The following is a 17,370-nucleotide window of genomic DNA, read 5'->3' as shown; positions in this document are numbered from 1 at the left end:
TGTCAGGGGCGGGGCTGGCCGGTGGATGACCGCCAGCCCCCATCAGTTTCCCGACGATCCCAACTGCCGCGCCTCGGCGATCGCCGCTTCGATGGACTGCCGGGTGCCGGCGGTGCCCGCGACGACCGTCACCAGGACCTGCTTAATGCTGTCCAGGGCCTGCAGCAGCGGCCCGGGCTGCCCACCCTGCAGGATCCTGGCGACGAGTTGCTGCGCCTCACCGACTGCGGTGATGACCCCGGCAGCCGCCTCACGAGCCTTGTCCACGGCGCTCTGCACCGGTGCCAGCCCGGCGATCGTCTCCTGCGGGGTGGCCTCCTGAGGCACCGCCGCGGTGGCCTTCACCGCCTCACCGAGCGAACCGCCGAGCCCACCCAGACCACCCTGGATACCCGTGATCGCGTGCCGCACCCGCGCCGCGCCCGCCGCCACCGCCGCGAAGCCAGCGCCCGCCGCCCGCAACGCCACCTCCTGCGCCTGCCTGTCAGCCGCGGCCGCCAACCCCTGCGCGCGCTCGACCCCGGCCATCAACCCGCGAAGTTCACCGCTGATCTTCTCGATGTGCGACACGTAGCCGGCATCCCCAATCGACGACAGTAAAGGCGCTCGACAGCCGAACCTACCGGGCTCTCTACCGGGCCACCAGACACGGCAGGACAGGCGCCGCCGCGATGCGAGCAGTCGCGCGGTTGGTCAGCCACGACTGCGGCGACAGGGCGGCGCACATCAGTGTTGATCACGTTCGGTGATAGGGACACAATCGCTGGGTGATCGCGAGCGTGTTCTCCGACGTGGGTGAGTCGATCGTCGACGAGTCCCGGGAGTACGGAACCTGGGCCGACTGGCTGGGCGTACCTCGAGTCAGCGGCCTAGCTGCCGGGTAGGGCGGCTCGGCTGGCGGCGAGGGCGGCGATCCGTTCGTCGAGCTGCCTGCTGTCGCCGAGTACGGGCCGGACAGCCCTGACCCGCTCCAGGCCGGTGCCGTACCAGTTGTTCTGTATGGCGTCCATCGCCTGGTGGAGATAGTCGGCGGCGTGGTCGCCGTAGCCGCTGCTCCAGGCCCAGGGACCGCAGGTCTTGGCGGCAACCCTTCACGGGCTTCGAACGCCGGCTCAGGTCACGACGCGGACGCCGGGCCAGCGTTCGGCGGGGCGATGGCGGGCGAGTCGCTGCCGGGAGATCCCCGGGCTGACCCTGCTCGGGTTGCGCCGCCACACCCCGTCCAGCAGGTCGTCGAGGCCGTGCGGTGCACACACCGCGATCTGGTCGTACGCGTCGAGGCGTACCGCCACGGCGGTGGCGTACTCGGGCCAGGTAGCGACCGCGTCAGCGATGGTGCGCAACGCGGCCACCGGGCCGCCGCCGAACTTGGCCGGGTACCAGGTGTGCACGGCGGCCTGGTTCTTCGCCTCCCACGGCGGCTCCGGCCAAGCCGCCACCAGCCGCTCGGTGGCCCGGTCGTCGTTGTCGCGGCTCAGGTGCGCTGGGTCGAGGAAGACGACATCGACGTCCCGCACCAGCGAGGGGTCGAAGCCGTCGCCGTACCGCTCGCTCCAGACCAGGTCGCGGATGGCACCCGCGCCGATCCAGGCGTCCGGCGGGCCGGAGTCCCGGACGACGCCCAGTGCCCGAATCAGCCACGGGCTGCGCCGGATCAAGTTCCGCAGTTCGTCTTCCCGCATTGTTTCCCTTGTTACCACTGTTTGGGATTCCTGGGTCAGTCGAACAACCGGCCCACGAGGGCACCTTGGCCGGACTGCAGGACGTGCGCGGCCCGTAACGGTATCCAAAAGCACTCGAAGCGGGTCGGCTCCCGCTCGCCGTCGTGGTCTTCCTGGCTCGCCCACCGCTCGGGCGTCGCCCCGTGCAACGTCAACTCGAAGACGTGCCGACGCTGGATCTCGAAGCGGAGCGGGCTGATGTCGTACTCGACCTCCCCCAGCATGCGCACGACGCTGAACCCCGTCAGTCCGGTCTCTTCGCGGGCCTCCCGTAGCGCCGCGTCCGCCGGATCCTCACCCGGGCGGACGCTGCCGCCCGGAACCTGGATGCCCACCTCCTCGTAGCGGAAGTCGGTATGCCGGAAGACGAGCAAGTGCCCTTCCCGCACGACATAGCAAAGAACCTTGGTGGTGATCACCTTCTCGGGCATGGCACCTTCCTCCACTCGTTCCTGGTGCGTCTACCCGGGGTCTGGCAGGTGCGGATTGGGCAGGCCGAAGATTGCTTCCTGGGCCGCCCGGGCGAGGGTGGCCTGGGTGGTGGCGGGTAGTCCGAGCCTGTTCCAGTGGAAGATCACGTGCAATGCGATTACTGCCCGGAGGCCACGGGTGAGTGTGCCGTTTTCCCGTTGGCGGTGTAGGGCTGCGCCGGCGTTCGCGAATGCGGTGTGCCAGTCGCTGGTGGTGCGAGGTGCGCCGAGCAGCAGGCTCCAAACGTCTCCGGTGAACCTCTCCCACCTGCGGGCATCGGTTCTGGGTGCCTGGTTGAGGTGTGCTGCGCGGTGCTCGACGACCTGTGCCCATACGTCGCCTTGCTCGTTGAGGTCCAGTGCTGCTGCGCGCATCAGGGCAGTGCACAAGATGAGGGAGTGCTCGCGCCGGGTGGTGGGGTGCTGGTGGAGGTAGGCAAGAAGGTGGCGGCTGTCGAGGTGGAACAGCGTGTGCGCGATGGTCATGGCGTCGTGGCCACCAAACGCGTGGGTCTCGGCTTCGTAGATGTCGCCGGTCCAGGTGACCCCTTCGGTGAGTAGCCGACGGGCCTGGTCTCCGCTGTCTGAACGCTTTGTGGGGAGGTAGCGGATGCGCCAGGCGCCTTTGCGGATGAACCACCAGGACGTGATCAGGCCGGCGGTCTCGGCGGCGGGAAGCACTCGGCTGAGGTGGACGACCGCGTGTTGCTCGCGCTCCCGGGCGGTCTGCCCAGGGTAGGTGATATTGACCTGGTGCCAGGGGATGTCATCCACGGCGGCTCTTTCTCAGGAGAGGAGGAGACAGGCGTCCCAGGCGGTGGCGGCGGCGGTGACGAGGTCGGCTCCCGCCTTGCCATCGAGAAGCCCCTCGGGCTCGTTGGTGGTGAGGGCTGCCTGCCGGTGGAGATCGTCGACGAGGTCGAGGGGCATTGGGGTGAGGGCGTCGGAAGCGACGCGGCGGGCGGTGGCCAACAGTCCGGCGGTGCCGTGGCACAGGCCTCGGCCGGTGAGCCGCCGAATCTGTCCGGGGTCGGTGACGCAGCTGATGAACGCGGTCTCGGCGAGGTGCTGGCGGGTGGTGTCGTGCAGGGCGTGTGCGGCGAGTTGCTGGGCCCGGGAGATGCCGGGGGTGCCGTAGCACCAGGACGGCCGCAGCGGGGTTCGCTGGGCCGGTGTTGCGCGGCGCAGATCGGTGATAGTGATGGTTTGCGGCCACCAGATCGTGCCGTCGGTGTGCTGCTGCCAGGTGTCCAGCCATCGGCTGATGCGGTTGATCGCCGTGGTGTGTCCGGCGACGGTGATGCCGTCGTGGAGGGTGAGGGCGAGCAGCGCCAGTGGGCCGGTGATTCCGTGGGCCATGCCGAAGTTCGCGTGACCGCCGACGGGCGGTGGCTGGCGGCGTTCGGGCCCGTTCCAGCACCACCAGCCGGGCAGTTCGCCTCGCGGTTCGGTGAGCCGGACGAGGTAGTCCAGGACCTGGCGGAGCAGGTCGTGATCCCCGAGTCGGCGCAGGACGACGCCGAGCCCGGTCAGCCCGCGGATGAGGTCGTACTCGGCGTAGTGCGGCTGCTGGTGTCGGTCGATGCGGCGGTGGGCGGCGTCGAGCCGTCGGCGGGTCACCGTGGCGGTGCCGTCGGCGGTGGCCGCTCGTGCCTGGGCGAGCCCCGGGTGATCGGTGGTGGCGAGGACGAATGCGAGTGCGGGAGCGCCGTAGAAGAGGCTGGCCCCGTCGGCGGTGCTCACGCCACCGGCGGTGGCGTGGCGCAGTGCCTCGTATGCTGCGGGCCGGTTGCCGGTCTCCAGATGCAGCAGGGCGATGCCGGCCGCGCCGTCGGCGAGGGACTGTCCCGCGGTCACGGCTTACGGCCGGCGAGGGTGGTGCGGGCGATGGTTCGGGCCAGCCGCAGGCAGTGCCGTTCGGAGGCGAGGTCGACGCCGATCATGCGGGCGTGGTGCAGGTGCAGCAGGTCGCCCAGCACCTCGTCGGGGTCGAGCCCATCATCGACGACCAACGACCGGTAGGCGGCCAGCGCTGCCGCGAGTCGCTCGTCGTGCACCCGGCGCCGGGCGTGTTCGAGCTGAGCGAGGTCGAGGCGGGGACCGGTCCGGTGGGGGACGTGGGTGGCGAGCCAGCGCGGCCCGTCGCCGGTGAAGCCGTCGGCGATGGCGATCATCCCGGCGGCGGTGGTGGCTTGTCGGTCGCCGGTGAGTCTGTGCAGGGCGACACGGGAGTCGGCGGCGAACACCCTCTCGGCGGCGGCGAGGGTCGCCGCGGCGCCGTGGCGGGTTTCCGGGCGGTACGGGTGCAGGCTGTAGTCGTGTATGACGGCGACATCGTGCAGGTGCTGCACCCAGCCGGCGAGATGGCGGGCGATGTCGGCGAACCCGTTGGTGCCCGGAAGCGGGATGCGTAGCCGCAGGTGCGGCTCGGGGCGGGGATATCGCAGGAACCACCAGCCGGCCGGTAGGTGGTCGGCGGAGCGGCCGGCGAGGTCGGCCAGGATGTCGTCGAGCCGACCGTGCAGGTGTGCCTCCAGCCACCCTGACTGCCCAGGCCAGTTCTGAACAGTGGTGACGGTTCGGGCTGGTCGGGCTGCTCGGGTGGCCGGCGCGGGATGGGTGAGGGTGAGCAGGAGTTCGGCGGGGCGGTCGTCGATCCAGCCCGCTGGTCCTGGAGCCTCGGTGATCACGGTGCGGGGATGCCGGTCGAGGTGGTCGCGTAGGACTGTCAGGTGGACGTGGTTGTCCAGGTCAAGGCGTAGGCGGATGTCGTCGTCGCCGACCAGGACCTGCTGCGGGAGGTGCCGCTGGTGGCGGTGTCGCTGCCAGGCGTCACGCCACTGCGGCCAAGCGGTGCCCTGAGCGGGAAGCGCGGTGTGGTCGATGATCCAGCGAGCGGGGTGCACGATGGCGCGTCCACGCCGTAGGCGGGGTAGGAACGGCAGGCCGCTGGCGTGTCCCCAGTCGAACCGGCTGCACGGTGCCGTCCATGCGGTCCAGATCTCGGTCAGGAACCGCATCAGCGGCTGCTGCAGCGTGGGCAGCAGCACGCTGTTGAACAGCAGCGGTTCGACGGGCTGACCCGTGGCCAGCGATACCAGCCACAACCCGCGTCCGTCGCCGGTCACCGCCAGATCCTCGACCGTGCACGGCGGTGCCGGGTGGAAGTCGCCGAGAGGAAGTACTGGCAGCAGCTCGGGCGTCCGGGCCACTGCGGTGAGGCGGGCGTCCAGCGGCGGTCCGGACAGCTGCAGCGGGGACGCGCCGGGCAGGGCGGTCGGCAGATGCCGGTAGACCTGCTGGAATCCGGCAAGTTCGGCGGGGGTGAGCAGATGCAGGAACCGGGCTGCGGCGACCCCGGCGTGGCGGGACCCGCTGAGTACCGTCAGGGTGAACGCGCCGCGGTCCAGATCGCGCGGGGTGTCGGCGGCGAGGGTGAACCGCAGTTCGGTGTGCGGGATCGGCGGCCGGTCGTCGTCCTCGCGCAGCCGGTCGATCAGCGCGTCGTCGAGCGCCACCTCGGCGCAGCCATGGAGTGCGGCCTGCTGCGCGAGCTGTCCGAGCAACCGGTCGCGGGCGGTGAACAGCGCTGGGGCGCGGCGAGTGGATCCCCGGTAGCCAGCTGGAAAGCCCAGCACGTTCAGCACATCACGGATGGGAACAGCCGCTCCTGGACCCCACCGCTCGATGAACGCGTTGTGGTACTCGGCCCATCCGGCGGCGTGAGGCGGCGCTACCGCCACGAGCGTGGACGCGGCCCGCTCCGCCTCGTGCAGTACCGGCGGGGGCAGGGCCACCGCGATGTCGGCGCGGAGATCGACGGCGGTCCGGTTGCCCGGTTCCGGGATGGCGTAGTGGCGGGCGACGTGGGAGGCCGGGTCGGTGGCGGTCATGGGTGGGCGGAGGGCCGACAGCAGCACCCTGGTGTGGACCAGTTCGGCCAGCAGCCGCTCGGCGTCGGCGATGCTGGCGGGTCCGGCGACCGTCGCGGCGAGGTCGGCGAACCTGACCGGGGACCGCGCCGCCTGGATCGCCGCCCGGATCGGACCGGTCAGGCGGACCTCGACGTCCCACCGCCGATCGTCGCTGGCGTGGGCACAGGGCAGCACCCACCTGTCGCCGCGCCGGTATCCCAAGGAGTTAGTCACGACGGGGACGGTGCGCAGGGTGGCCAGGTCGTGTTCGGCCCGCGCGGTGTGCTCGGCGATGAACTGGCCGTCGGGGCGGGAGACCGCGCGATGAGCCTCGCCCAGGCGGACCGCTGCGCGAGTGCCGAACTGGACCGGGGCGACGCCGGCGAACATGCCGAACGGGGTCGCACGGGTGGTCCAGCGCAGCAGGTATCGGACCGTTGACTGCACCAGGCGCCGCAGTCGCTGCTGAGGCGTCGGTTCCCCGCTCAGCGTGCGTTGGATCTGGTTGGCCAGCTGCGGCGCCGCGCCGGTAACGGCTGCCGCGAACCCGGGCAGCGTCCACGTCTTGTCCAGCCACTCGCGCCACTGATCCGGATGACCGTGGGCAGTGTCGGGCCAGGGAGGCAGAACGAGGCCCTTGGGGTAGGCGGCGATTCTGATCAGCGCCGCACCATCTGCGGGAACCATGATGCACCACCGAGTCGACGGGCCCGACGCGCTCGACGTCGGGCCCGATCGTGAGAGGAACGGATGGGTCAGTTGCCGCCGTCGCACTTCGTGGTGCAGGCGTTGGAGCCGGTGTTGCCGGAGCCGCACCCGTCGTCGGTGGCGGTGGCGTAGCCGCCTGCGGTGGGGCCGGCGTCGACCAGGCTGACGTCCAGGGCGAACTCCGAGGCGTCGGTTTCGTTCACGTGCGTTCCTTTCTATGCGGGGGTGAAGGTGAGGACGAAGCGGCTGTGCCGCTTGTCCAGCACCGTCCCGGCCGGCAGGTCGCCGTCGGGAGTACCAGCGGGCAGGACGTGCAGCACCGGCGAGGGGCTGCCCGCATACAGCCACGCGCGCATCTGTCCGACCATCCGACCGGCCGCCGCCGCGGCGTCGGGTCCGTGTGCACAGGCGCTCAGGTCGAACATGTCGTCGTCGTTCCAGCGCAGCGTCGAGCGGTAGCAGAACGCGCCGTTGTCGAGGGCGGCCGGTGTGCCGAAGCGCCACGCCGAGGCGACGACGCCCGCATCGACGGCCTCCTGCTGGGCCGTGAGAACAACGAACTGCTGTCCCGCATCGGTGATGCGGGCCGCCAGCCAGAGGTCGAGGTCAGCCAGGACGGTGCGAGGGGGCAGGCTCACCCCGGCCCATGCCCGAGCGGGTGCCTGCGCCAACAGCTCACCGAGGGCGTGGCGATTGACCTGCTGGTCCTCGTCCAGCCGCAGGTGGACTCCGTCAGCGATGTCGACGTACCGCACCTGATGTGCCCCGGCGCCCTGCATCGACACGAACCCGCACAACCGCTGGCTGTGGCTGACCAGCCGGTCGCCCGTCCGGCGCATCGCCCACGAGCGGGTCAGCCCGAACGTCCGCAGCGGTACGACCAGCGTTCCGTTCTCGGCGAGCTGCGCGGTCCAGGCCGGTGAGATGTCCCAGGCGCCGACCGTGACGATGATCAAGTCGTATGTGCGGCCCGGGTTGACCGGTTGCTCGGCGTCCGCGCACACCACGACCACGTCGTCGTAACCCGCCACGGTGAGGCAGGCGGTGGCCCGGTCGGTGACCTCGCGATCGATGTCAACGGTCGTGACCGAGCCCGACGGGCCGACCAGCTCGCGAAGCAGCGCGGCGTTGTATCCGCCGGAACCGATCTCCAGGACGTGCCGGCCGGCCAACCCGCCGTCGATGGCGTCTGCGGCCTGACCGAGCATCTCCGCGATGAGCCACGGCGCCGACACCGAGCTGACCGCCTCATCGCCGATCCGCTTCGTCACCACGGCCTGGTCGGCCCGGTACGCCTCCTTCAGCGCGACATCCGGTGTGAAGAGATGACGTGGCACGGACCGTAGCGCCGCCTCCACCTCGGGCCGCATGACCAGCCCCTTCTCCGCGTGATCAGCGACGAGCTGATCGACCATTGCGGCATGGAGATCCTCGCCACTCGCCGTGTCGACACTCATTCGGGTGCTCTCCCTTTCCATCACGGCCTCCCGATCGGATGGCCCGTCGTTCCGCTCTTCTCGGCTCAACACAGCGTCAAGCCGCTGGACTCGCCAGGTCGCATAGAAGTCTGGAGTCGATATGCCGGCCTCCGGCTGTCGCGCGGCGAAATCCCAGCCAAATGCGGGGACGCCCATGGGCATGATCGCTCGCACGGGGTGGGCATGGCCGAGGGCGCCCGGCGTGTATCACGATCACGGCGGGTGGAACGGTCTTCTGCTCCACTGCAACCTCCCGCGCTGGTCCAGGACAGGAGCGGATCTGACGAGTAGCCGGCGCCCCGTCTCCACACTCACCTGTCGAGTCGGTGGAGTAAATGCCAACCATGCGGACGAAGCGGTTGTCCGCATGTGCGCCACCGATGGCCTCTCCCGCACCTACGCATCTCGGTGTTCATGGTTGCGTCGCGCTGAACACTGGGTGACCCTATGTGCACGATATCCACGCTGCTCATCGCCATGGTGGTGCGAACAACCCGAGGAGGCGGTGCTATGGGTCAAACTCCGCGGATGCTCCAGCCATCCCTGTCCGAGCGCCACTTCTTCGGCGCCGAACTGCGCCGGCTGCGCGAACGCGCCAATCTCTCGCAGGCACGGCTGGGCGCCATGATCCGTTTCAGTGCCGATCTCGTGCGTCGAGTGGAGACGGCCGACCGGTTCCCCTCCCGGGAGTTCGTCGAGGCCTGCGACAAGGCGCTGGCGACCGGCGGCTCCCTGATGCGCCTGCTACCGCTGCTCGACAAGAACCGGACCAGCGAAGGCAGGCAGACCGCTTCCTCAGCAACCGGTTGCGGCGGCCTCAGCGGCCTGCTGTCCGATCGCCCTGTGGAGCCGTCGGGGCTGGCCGAGATGGTCGCTCGGGTTCCGTTCCAACCCGGTGTCCTCGATCGCGCCGCCCTGGACTGGCTGAACGCTCCGGCGGGACCCCGGCTGTCCGCAGCCGGACGATCCGGCTCGCCTGACCAGGTTGACGAAGAGGATCTTCAATCAGCGGAGACCGCTCTGGCGATGTTCCGGCAGTTGGACCACACCCACGGTGCCGGACGAGTCCACGCCCAGGTGCAGCGGTACGTCGAAGGTGAACTGAACCGGCTGCTGGCGAATACTCCCACCTCCGAGGCTGTTGGCCGCCATCTCTACACGCTGGCGGCGGGATTCTTCGAGCTCTGCGGGTACCAGGCGGTCGACACCGGCGCCCATGGCCTCGCCCAGCGCCGCTACCTACGCGCTCTACGCCTGACGGAAGCCGCCGACGACCGCCTGTACGGCAGCTATCTACTCGCCGTGAACATCGGCCACCTCGCGCTGCACTGCGGGCACCCCGAGCCGGCGCGGCGCATGGCGCTGACGGCGGTGAGAGGAGGCGAGACCCAGGCGACGCCCGCTGTGGCAGCCGCGCTACACGCGGTGGTGGCGCGCACGCACGCCCGCCTTGGACTCGAGAGCGACTGCCTGAGCCACCTCGACATCGCGGAGAGGCAACTGGCCCGCAGCAAGCCCGAGGACGAGCCGCCGTGGATCCGGTACTTCGACGCGGCGTACCTCGCCGACGAGATCGCCCACTGCTTCCACGACCTGGGCCGACCGCAGCAGACCCAGCGGCACCTGGGCGACGCCCTCACCGCGCTGAGTCCCACCCACGTTCGGCGACTCGCCCTCGACACCGCGCTCCTGGCCTCATCGCTGGCTGCGGTCGGCCGCATCGACGAAGCCTGCGCCACCGCACGCCAGGCAGTGGACCACGCCGCACGAACCACCTCCCACCGCTGCCTACAGCGCATCGTCGAGGTACAGGCCGACCTTGATCCCTACCGGTGTGAGCCGGAGGTCCGCGAGTTCGGCGAGTACGTGCGTCACCGACTACCGCTGGCGGCCGTGTAGCCCCCGTGGCCGTTGGCCGCGTCCGCCATCACCGAGCGGTAGTGAGCCAGCTCCGCCTCCAGCGCCGCGCCGGCTCGACGGGACGTCGCCACATAGTGACCGACGTCAGGAAGAAGCAACACCTCGGACGACATGCCCAGAGAGCCCAACTCGTGAGCGAGTTCGCGCACATCGTCGACCACGGCCACCTCATCGGCGGTGCCATGAATGAGCAGCACGGGTCGTTGGACAGCGGCGGCACGGATCCGGCCCGCACCACCTCGCAGCCGCATCGCGTGTGCCCGCTGGAACCGGGGTACGGTCTCCGCCCACCGGTCAGGATCCACGATCGCCGACACGGCGGTAGCGGCGGCGAACGGGCCGTCCTGCGCCACCGCGTGCAACGCAGTGTATCCGCCGGCGCTGGCACCCCGGATGAACACCTGCCCCGGCACCGCCCGCCCGGCCGACAGCAGGTGTTCCGCCACCGCCGCACAGTCATCGACGTCGTCCAGGCCCCACCGGCCGTACAGCGCTTCCCGGAATGCTCGGCCGTACCCGGTGCTGCCCAGGTAGTCGACATCAACGACGGCGAACCCACGGCTGGTGAAGAACTGCGCCTGCCAATCCAGGCGCAGCAGGCAGGAGGCGGTAGGCCCAGGATGCGCCCGAACGATCACCGGTGCGAGCCAGTCCGCCGCCGAACCCGTCGGCGGATACACCAGGGCAAGCACCTCCCGACCGCTCGCCACTCGAACGCGCAGCTCCGTCGGCGTCGATACCCGCGCCCCGTCGAGTGCGGCGTGCTCCGGCCTGGCAAGCACCTCCACCCGGCGACCGGCGTCAGCCAGGTCCACGAGCACGACCTGCGGGGCTGCGGTCGGTGACGATCCGATCAACGCCCCCGTCGTCCCTCGCACGGCCAGGTACGGCTTGATCGACGTGTACGGGAGGTCGACCGGCCGGACAGTGCCTTCGCGCTCGATGACAACGAGGCGGTGTCGCGGCCCCTCCTGCACCGCCACGACGATCCGGCCGTCGTCAAGGAAGTCGTACGACGCGTAACCCAGCTCCCATGGCTCCGCGGCGCACTCACCCGCGATCGGCGCCACCGGCCTCACCTGGTGGCCGTCCCACCGGTAGAGGTTCCACCAGCCGGTGCGGTCCGACACGAAGTACAACGCCCCGTCGGGTCCCCACCGCGGCTCCACCGCGGACTCATCCGGACCGCCGGCCAGTTTCACTGGGCACTCGACCACACCACGCGGCGAGTAGGAGGCCACCCAGACCTCACACGCGTCCCAGGGCATGTCGCGCTCGCTCCACGCGGTCCAGGCCAACCATCCCGGACCCGACCGAGGCGCGCCGAGGAATCCCCGGGACGAGGCGAGAGTCCGTATCTGCGGAGCAGCGGTGAGCGACACCGCGACGAGTTCGTCACCCTGCTCCGACTCCCGCACAGCCAGCAACTCGCCGTCGCCGATCGTCAGGGCGCCGAAGGTTCCATGGCTGACCAATTCGAGTTCATCGCCGTCACGACGGCTCCGGTAGAGGCCATCTCCGCCGACGCACCACAACGTGCCCTCGGCGACAGCGAACGATCCGCCTCCGTACGCGTGAACGCCACTGGTGATGTCGAAGCTCTCCGGACTGACGGTATGCGCGCCCTCGTCGGGCCGCCAGCGTGTCACCGTCGCACCCCCGCCGGCCTCGGGGCGAGTCTCCAGCCAGTACAGGCCGTCATCACCGGCACGCAGCTGGTCGTAGCTCACCGAGGCGCGGACGGCATCATCCACCGACACTTCAGCGATCCTGTCCGCCAGCCTCACGGGCCCTCCTCAAACAACTACCACGCGCCACCGGGCAACGGCGGGCTCGTCAACCGGTCGCCGGGCGTCGGCAAGGCCAGCGGCAGGTCTCAGTCCTCCAGGCCGGCGCAAGTGTCAGACGTGGCCGACTCTACGCCCGAGCGCCTTGTTCCTGCCGCTGGATCGCCCCTCGCGAACTGCCCGCCGGCCGGTCCGCTCCCGCAGGGGCAACGCCGATGCGGACAACAGTTCTTGTCCGCATCTTCGGTATCGACCAAGCCATTCGAATCGAGCCACCATTCGGAGCGGTAAGGCCATTCACGGGTGGCGCGGCAATGGATGTTCCGTCACCTGATAACGACGTCAATGGAAGGGCTCGATGCAACTACAGGAGGAATTGGCACGCTACGGCTATCGCCAAGAGTTGGCCCGGAGGTTGCGCTTCCGGGACCTGGTCGCATACGGGCTGGTGTACATGGTGCCGATCGCGCCGATGGCGATCTTCGGCAGCGTGTACGCCGGCTCCGGCGGCATGGTGGCCCTGGCCTACGCGGTCGGTGTGGTGGCGCTGGTGTTCACCGCGTTCTCGTACGCACAGATGGTCAAGGCGTTCCCCATGAGCGGCAGCGTCTACAACTACGCCGGTCGGGGCATCAGCGCGCCGGCCGGTTTCCTGGCCGGCTGGGTGATTTTGCTCGACTACGTCCTCGTGCCGGGGCTGCTGTACCTGGTGGCGTCGGTGGCGATGCACGCCACCGTGCCGGCGGTGCCGGTCTGGTTGTGGCTGCTCGGGTTCGTCGCGGTCAACACGATCGTCAACTCGGTCGGGATCCGGATGACCGCGATGGTGACCCGGGTGATGCTCGTCGGCGAGTTGATCGTCCTAGCGGTCTTCCTCGCTGTCGCCGGTTGGGCTCTCGCCTCGGGCCGGGGCCGGTTCAGTTGGGAGGCGTTCTACAACTCCGACACGTTCACCTGGTCGCTGGTAGCCGGGGCGGTGTCGATCGCGGTGCTGTCCTTCCTCGGCTTCGACGGCATCAGCATGCTGGCCGAGGAAACCAAGGGCGGCTCTCGGCAGATCGGCCGTGCCATGGCCGCCGTCCTCCTCCTGGCGGGGGTGTTGTTCATCGCGCAGACGTGGCTGGCCGCGATGCTCGTCCCCGACCCTGCCGGTCTGCTCACCGACGGTGACCCGAACGGGACCGCGTTCTACGACGCCGCCGCGGTGGCCGGCGGAGGCTGGCTGGCCACCCTGTGCGCCGTCGCGACGGCCATCGCCTGGGGCCTGCCGAACTCGATGGTGGCGCAGGTGGCCACGTCCCGGCTGTTGTACGCGATGGCGCGGGACCGGCAACTCCCGACGTTTCTGGCGAGGGTGTCGATCCGTCGTAGTGTGCCGATCAACGCGACCCTGCTCACCGGGTTCGTGTCCCTCGCCCTGGGCCTGTACATGGCCACCCTCGCGGACGGGATCAGGCTGCTGTCGTCGCTGATCAACTTCGGGGCGATGGTCGCTTTCCTGGTCCTGCACGTCTCGGTGGTCGTGCATCACCTCATCCGCCGGCGTAGCGGGAACTGGTGGGCGCACCTGGTGATGCCCGGTGTCGGGTTCGGGATCCTCGCCTTCGTCGTGGTCAACGCCGACATCGCCGCGCAGCGCCTCGGTCTGGCCTGGCTGGCCCTGGGCGTGGTTGTTCTTGCCGGCCTGTATGTGTCGGGTCGCCGGCCGGTGCTGTCCGGGCTGGCGCCCGCCACGGGGCGGCGGCGTGACGTGGAGCGGGTGTCATGACGAGGGGAAAGATCACCTACCGGCCGGCGCGCGACGAGTTGGCCTACACATTCGGCGGCCGTCTCCCGGTGGCCCACGTCCGCTCCGGCGACATCCTCGAAGTACACACCGAGGACTGCTTCGGTGGGCTGGTGCGCGGCCCAGGGGACCTGCCGTCGCAGGTGTGCCGGATGCCGTACCTGAACCCGGTGTCGGGGCCCTTCTTCGTCGAAGACGCCGCGCCGGGCGACACTCTCGCGGTTCATCTCGCCTCGGTCACACCGGCCCGGGCTTGGGGTGTGTCGTCGACATTCCCACACTTCGGCGCGCTCACGTCGACCTCGCGTACCGCGACGCTGCAGCCGCCGCTGCAGGAGCGGGTGTGGGTGTACGACATCGACCAGGAGGCGGGGCTGGTGCGGTTCCACGCCACCGACAGCGACCACAGCGTTGACCTGCCGCTGGATCCGATGATCGGCACGATCGGTGTCGCCCCGGGCGGGTTCGAAGCCCGCTCCACGATCGTCGCGGACACCCACGGAGGGAACCTCGACACCCCGCAACTGCGGGCCGGCACCACGCTCTACCTCGGGGTGCGGGTGCACGGGGCAATGCTCGCTCTGGGCGACGGCCACGCCCGTCAGGGCGAGGGCGAGGCCTGCGGTGTCGGGGTGGAGATCGCCACCGTCACGACCCTCGCGGTCGAGGTGATCAAGGGTGTGCCGACGGTGTGGCCGCGGCTGGAAACAGACCGGGAGATCATTTCGATCGGCTGCGCCCGCCCCCTGGAGGACGCCTACCGCATCGCGCACCACGACCTCGTCGCCTGGACCAGCGAGCTGACCGGGCTGGACACCCTCGACGCCTACCAGCTCATCTCGCAGGCGGGTCGGGCACCGATCGGTAACGTCTGCGACCCGGACTACACCGTCCTCGCCGCGGTCGACAAGACACTGCTACCCGAACCCGGCCCCGCCTACGACGGGGTCCACGGCCGGCTGCGGCAGACCGTCGCCGGGCCAAGGTAGGACGACGATGAGTGTTCCTCGACTGCCGCTGCGCGACGAGCTGTTCCTGCTCGGCCACGACGACGACACCGGCCACCCGCACATCCACCGGCAGGCCCTGGCACTCGGGCTGGCCGGCGCGGTCCTGATCGACCTGTACCTCGCCGGGCGGGTCGTCCTCGGCCCCACCGGCGACAACCCCACCCGAGACCGGTGGCTGCGGCTACACACCGACCGCACCGTCGATGACCTGATCGCCGACGCCGCGACCACGTCGATCCGCCACGCCCGCCCCGCCCCGTTGTTGCGGGACTGGCTACGCGGCTTCTCCGACGACCTGTACGAACGCACCCGCGCGGGCCTGGTCGCCGCCGGGATCCTGCGACACCACACCCGCCGACGCCTCGGCGGCCTCGTCCGCGCCGACACCTACCTCACCACCGACACCAAATGGCCGGTCGTGGCCCGAGCCCGCCTGCGCTACCTCGCCACCGGCCACGAACAACCCGACAACCACACCGCCGCCCTCGCCGGACTCGTCGCCGTACTCGGCCTCACCGACCACCTCTACCTCCACGACGACACCCACACCCTCACCACCCGCCTTAAGACCATCGCCGCCCAACACCACCGACCGGTACGCGATATCACCGCTGCCGTCGACGCGGCAGTCGGTGACCTCGCCACCACCGTCTACCGCTGACCATCGCCCACAGATTCCCGGAGCCATCGGCCATGATCCGCCCACCTCACCCAACGTCGACGCCCGCCGACCCGCCGACCCGCTGTTGTCGACGGCCTGCCGTCAGGATCGCTGCCGCGCTGTCCGTGTTGGGCCTGCTCGCCGCTGCTGCCCTCGTGCCCACCTGGGCTGCCACCCACACCACCACGCCGGGGAACAGCGACCGCCGGGTCGCGCCGGCCGCCCGAACAAGTACCGCCCCGCATGAGATCCTCGCGCCGCTGACCAGCGCCCAACTACGCGCCCTCGCCGCGCGGACCGCCGCGACACCACCCACCGCGCTGCCCGCGCCGCAACCAGCCGTCCGCGTGCTTCCCCAGGTCGCTGCCGAAGCCAACTGCGACGTCCCGGGCCGCCTCTCGTTCGTGCAGGTGCGGCAATTGGCAGCCGACGCCCGCATCGACGGCGGGCATGCGACCAGCACCATTGTGGTATTCGAGCAGCGGCACCGGCGCGCCGACAACGGCTCAGGACGCGTTATCAGCCTGCGTCACCCGCCCGGTCGGCAACCCGCCACCGACGAGACCTACCAGCCGGACACGCTCGACGCCGTGACCGGCCCCATCGCCGCTGACGCCGCCGGCCTCACCGCGCAGATCATCCGCATCGCGCCGCCGTTCCTCGACGCGCCGGCGGTCCTGCACGCCGTTGCCGGCCTGACGACCTGGCGCACACCCAGCCGCGACGCCCGCACCGCCATCCTCACCCTCCTCCACAACACCAACGGGCTGCACTACCACCCCGCGGTGCGAGACCGCGCCGGCCGCACAGGTGTCGGCGTCAGCGCCACCAGCGACGATGGCGCCACCCGCAGCCTGCTCATCCTGCACCCCAGCACCGGCGAGGTCCTCGCGTACGAACGCGCCCACCTCAAGCAACCGAGGGGCGGCCACACCCGCACCAGCGAGGTCGAGGACTACCTGCTGTTCCGCGTCCACACCCGCACGAGTACCACCAACACACCCTGACACCCGCCTCCCGACCCACGCACCCACCCCTGTCTGACAGTTGAAGGAATCCTCATGGACGTCACTGCTCGCATCCGCGCCGCCCGCTGGACGGACAGGAACAAGGTCGCCGCGCTCATCGCCGACGCCCTGCACCCCGACCCGCTGGCCGCCTGGCTGGTGCCCGAGGCGACCCGCCGGCACCGCGTCCTCGCCGAGGTGGCGGCGATCTGGGTGGAACACGCGATGTTTTACGGCGACATCCACGTCACCGACGACCTGAGCGCCGCCACCGTCGGTTTCCACCGCTACCGCAGCATCCCGCCACCGGCGAACTACCGCAGCCGCCTCGCCGACGCCGCAGGCGGCAACGCTGACCGCTTCGAGATCCTCGACGGGCTGCTCAGCGCGCGCCGGCCCACCGAACCGCACTACCACCTGGCGTTCCTCGCCGTGGCGCCGGCCGCCCAGCGGCGAGGTGTCGGCGCGCTCATGCTGACCCACCACCGCGACAGACTCGACCGCATCGACCTGCCCTCCTGGACCGACACCACCGGCACGTGCCAGCACCTCTACATCCGCTACGGCTACACCCCACAGGAAGCCATCACGCTGTCCGACGGCCCGGCCATCACCCCCATGCGCCGCACCCCGGACCCCGACTCCCGCGGCACCGTCCGGGCGGCCGGCGGGGCGCACGCCGGGGACCTGGACGTCTGATCCGCGTGATGGCCTTACGAACCGAACCGCCGCGAATCCTGCGCCGTCCCGCACGTGGTCCTGGATACAACGGTCTCACCGCCAGCACCGAGGCACCGGCGGCCACGAGAGATCGTTTTATGCCCTGTCCCAAGCCCGATATCCAGTACGCGGGCACCTAGCCGCAGCCCAAGACGGCAGAGCACCTCGTACACCCGTCGCAGGTACCC

Annotated in this window: 16 protein-coding genes and 1 pseudogene; 7 read left to right on the top strand and 10 right to left on the bottom strand. The window is 70.2% G+C overall.

Translation table 11 applies throughout. From position 1 onward, the window contains the following. Nucleotides 1–42 precede the first annotated feature (42 nt). Nucleotides 43–570, bottom strand: a complete 528-nt coding sequence (locus E1193_RS05205) for a DUF6244 family protein (RefSeq protein WP_132180761.1) — start codon at nt 568–570, stop codon at nt 43–45. A 197-nt stretch (nt 571–767) separates the two neighbouring features. On the opposite strand from E1193_RS05205, the pseudogene E1193_RS05200 reads away from it, so the two are divergent. Then, nucleotides 768–860, top strand: a pseudogene (locus E1193_RS05200) (haloacid dehalogenase); the annotation flags it as partial. Nucleotides 861–869: 9 nt separating this feature from the next. On the opposite strand, the gene E1193_RS05195 reads toward E1193_RS05200, so the two are convergent. The 8 genes from E1193_RS05195 to fxlM form a co-directional block, all read right to left on the bottom strand. Beyond that, nucleotides 870–1,010: a hypothetical protein gene (locus E1193_RS05195; RefSeq protein ID WP_207922573.1), complete on the bottom strand. Its 141-nt coding sequence runs from the start codon at nt 1,008–1,010 to the stop codon at nt 870–872. 102 nt (nt 1,011–1,112) lie between these two features. Further along, the gene (locus E1193_RS05190; RefSeq protein ID WP_132180759.1) at nt 1,113–1,682 is read right to left on the bottom strand and encodes a nucleotidyltransferase family protein; all 570 of its coding nucleotides are present in this window, start codon (nt 1,680–1,682) and stop codon (nt 1,113–1,115) included. Between the two features lie 35 nt (nt 1,683–1,717). Next, on the bottom strand, nt 1,718–2,152 hold the full coding sequence (locus tag E1193_RS05185; protein ID WP_132180757.1) for an NUDIX domain-containing protein: 435 nt from the start codon (nt 2,150–2,152) through the stop codon (nt 1,718–1,720). A 30-nt stretch (nt 2,153–2,182) separates the two neighbouring features. Next, nucleotides 2,183–2,965 (bottom strand): thiopeptide-type bacteriocin biosynthesis protein, encoded by a 783-nt coding sequence (locus E1193_RS05180; RefSeq protein WP_132180755.1) that lies wholly within the window; start codon nt 2,963–2,965, stop codon nt 2,183–2,185. Between the two features lie 12 nt (nt 2,966–2,977). Then, nucleotides 2,978–4,048, bottom strand: coding sequence for a lanthionine synthetase C family protein (locus E1193_RS05175; protein ID WP_132180753.1), 1,071 nt, complete (start codon nt 4,046–4,048; stop codon nt 2,978–2,980). Next, nucleotides 4,045–6,792, bottom strand: coding sequence for a lantibiotic dehydratase (locus tag E1193_RS05170; protein ID WP_132180751.1), 2,748 nt, complete (start codon nt 6,790–6,792; stop codon nt 4,045–4,047). Before E1193_RS05170 ends, E1193_RS05175 begins: the two co-directional genes overlap by 4 nt. 68 nt (nt 6,793–6,860) lie before the next feature. Continuing rightward, complete coding sequence (locus E1193_RS05165; RefSeq protein WP_132180749.1) at nt 6,861–7,016, bottom strand: FxLD family lanthipeptide; 156 nt, start codon at nt 7,014–7,016, stop codon at nt 6,861–6,863. Between the two features lie 12 nt (nt 7,017–7,028). Then, complete coding sequence (fxlM, locus tag E1193_RS05160; RefSeq protein WP_132180747.1) at nt 7,029–8,270, bottom strand: methyltransferase, FxLD system; 1,242 nt, start codon at nt 8,268–8,270, stop codon at nt 7,029–7,031. Between the two features lie 531 nt (nt 8,271–8,801). Here fxlM and E1193_RS05155 point away from each other — a divergent pair. Further along, nucleotides 8,802–10,190: a helix-turn-helix transcriptional regulator gene (locus E1193_RS05155; RefSeq protein ID WP_132180745.1), complete on the top strand. Its 1,389-nt coding sequence runs from the start codon at nt 8,802–8,804 to the stop codon at nt 10,188–10,190. Here E1193_RS05155 and E1193_RS05150 read toward each other — a convergent pair. Then, entirely contained in the window at nt 10,163–11,350 is a 1,188-nt protein-coding gene (locus E1193_RS05150; RefSeq protein WP_132180743.1) for a prolyl oligopeptidase family serine peptidase, read from the bottom strand. The genes E1193_RS05155 and E1193_RS05150 overlap by 28 nt on opposite strands. Nucleotides 11,351–12,356: 1,006 nt before the next feature. Here E1193_RS05150 and E1193_RS05140 point away from each other — a divergent pair. The 5 genes from E1193_RS05140 (at nt 12,357) to E1193_RS05120 (ending at nt 17,161) form a co-directional block, all read left to right on the top strand. Beyond that, nucleotides 12,357–13,766: an APC family permease gene (locus E1193_RS05140; protein WP_132180741.1), complete on the top strand. Its 1,410-nt coding sequence runs from the start codon at nt 12,357–12,359 to the stop codon at nt 13,764–13,766. Next, nucleotides 13,763–14,773, top strand: coding sequence for an acetamidase/formamidase family protein (locus tag E1193_RS05135; RefSeq protein ID WP_132180739.1), 1,011 nt, complete (start codon nt 13,763–13,765; stop codon nt 14,771–14,773). Before E1193_RS05140 ends, E1193_RS05135 begins: the two co-directional genes overlap by 4 nt. Nucleotides 14,774–14,780: 7 nt before the next feature. Then, the gene (locus E1193_RS05130) at nt 14,781–15,455 is read left to right on the top strand and encodes a GPP34 family phosphoprotein (RefSeq protein ID WP_132180737.1); all 675 of its coding nucleotides are present in this window, start codon (nt 14,781–14,783) and stop codon (nt 15,453–15,455) included. Nucleotides 15,456–15,610: 155 nt separating this feature from the next. Next, the gene (locus tag E1193_RS05125) at nt 15,611–16,462 is read left to right on the top strand and encodes a hypothetical protein (RefSeq protein WP_132180735.1); all 852 of its coding nucleotides are present in this window, start codon (nt 15,611–15,613) and stop codon (nt 16,460–16,462) included. 54 nt (nt 16,463–16,516) lie between these two features. Continuing rightward, nucleotides 16,517–17,161 carry a GNAT family N-acetyltransferase gene (locus E1193_RS05120; RefSeq protein ID WP_132180733.1) on the top strand — a complete coding sequence of 215 codons (645 nt, stop codon included), beginning with the start codon at nt 16,517–16,519 and terminating at the stop codon, nt 17,159–17,161. Nucleotides 17,162–17,370 lie beyond the last annotated feature (209 nt).

The organism is Micromonospora sp. KC606 (assembly GCF_004348675.1).
Classification (GTDB): Bacteria; Actinomycetota; Actinomycetes; order Mycobacteriales; family Micromonosporaceae; genus Micromonospora.
This window is presented reverse-complemented; position numbering and strand designations above follow the sequence as displayed.

Excerpts from the sequence above, each read along its gene's own strand:
- E1193_RS05195 (WP_207922573.1), bottom strand. The coding sequence starts at position 1,010 with ATGGACGCCATACAGAACAACTGGTACGGCACCGGCCTGGAGCGGGTC.
- E1193_RS05190 (WP_132180759.1), bottom strand. The coding sequence starts at position 1,682 with ATGCGGGAAGACGAACTGCGGAACTTGATCCGGCGCAGCCCGTGGCTG.
- E1193_RS05185 (WP_132180757.1), bottom strand. The coding sequence starts at position 2,152 with ATGCCCGAGAAGGTGATCACCACCAAGGTTCTTTGCTATGTCGTGCGG.
- E1193_RS05170 (WP_132180751.1), bottom strand. The coding sequence starts at position 6,792 with ATGGTTCCCGCAGATGGTGCGGCGCTGATCAGAATCGCCGCCTACCCC.
- fxlM (WP_132180747.1), bottom strand. The coding sequence starts at position 8,270 with ATGAGTGTCGACACGGCGAGTGGCGAGGATCTCCATGCCGCAATGGTC.
- E1193_RS05155 (WP_132180745.1), top strand. The coding sequence starts at position 8,802 with ATGGGTCAAACTCCGCGGATGCTCCAGCCATCCCTGTCCGAGCGCCAC.
- E1193_RS05140 (WP_132180741.1), top strand. The coding sequence starts at position 12,357 with ATGCAACTACAGGAGGAATTGGCACGCTACGGCTATCGCCAAGAGTTG.
- E1193_RS05135 (WP_132180739.1), top strand. The coding sequence starts at position 13,763 with ATGACGAGGGGAAAGATCACCTACCGGCCGGCGCGCGACGAGTTGGCC.
- E1193_RS05130 (WP_132180737.1), top strand. The coding sequence starts at position 14,781 with ATGAGTGTTCCTCGACTGCCGCTGCGCGACGAGCTGTTCCTGCTCGGC.
- E1193_RS05120 (WP_132180733.1), top strand. The coding sequence starts at position 16,517 with ATGGACGTCACTGCTCGCATCCGCGCCGCCCGCTGGACGGACAGGAAC.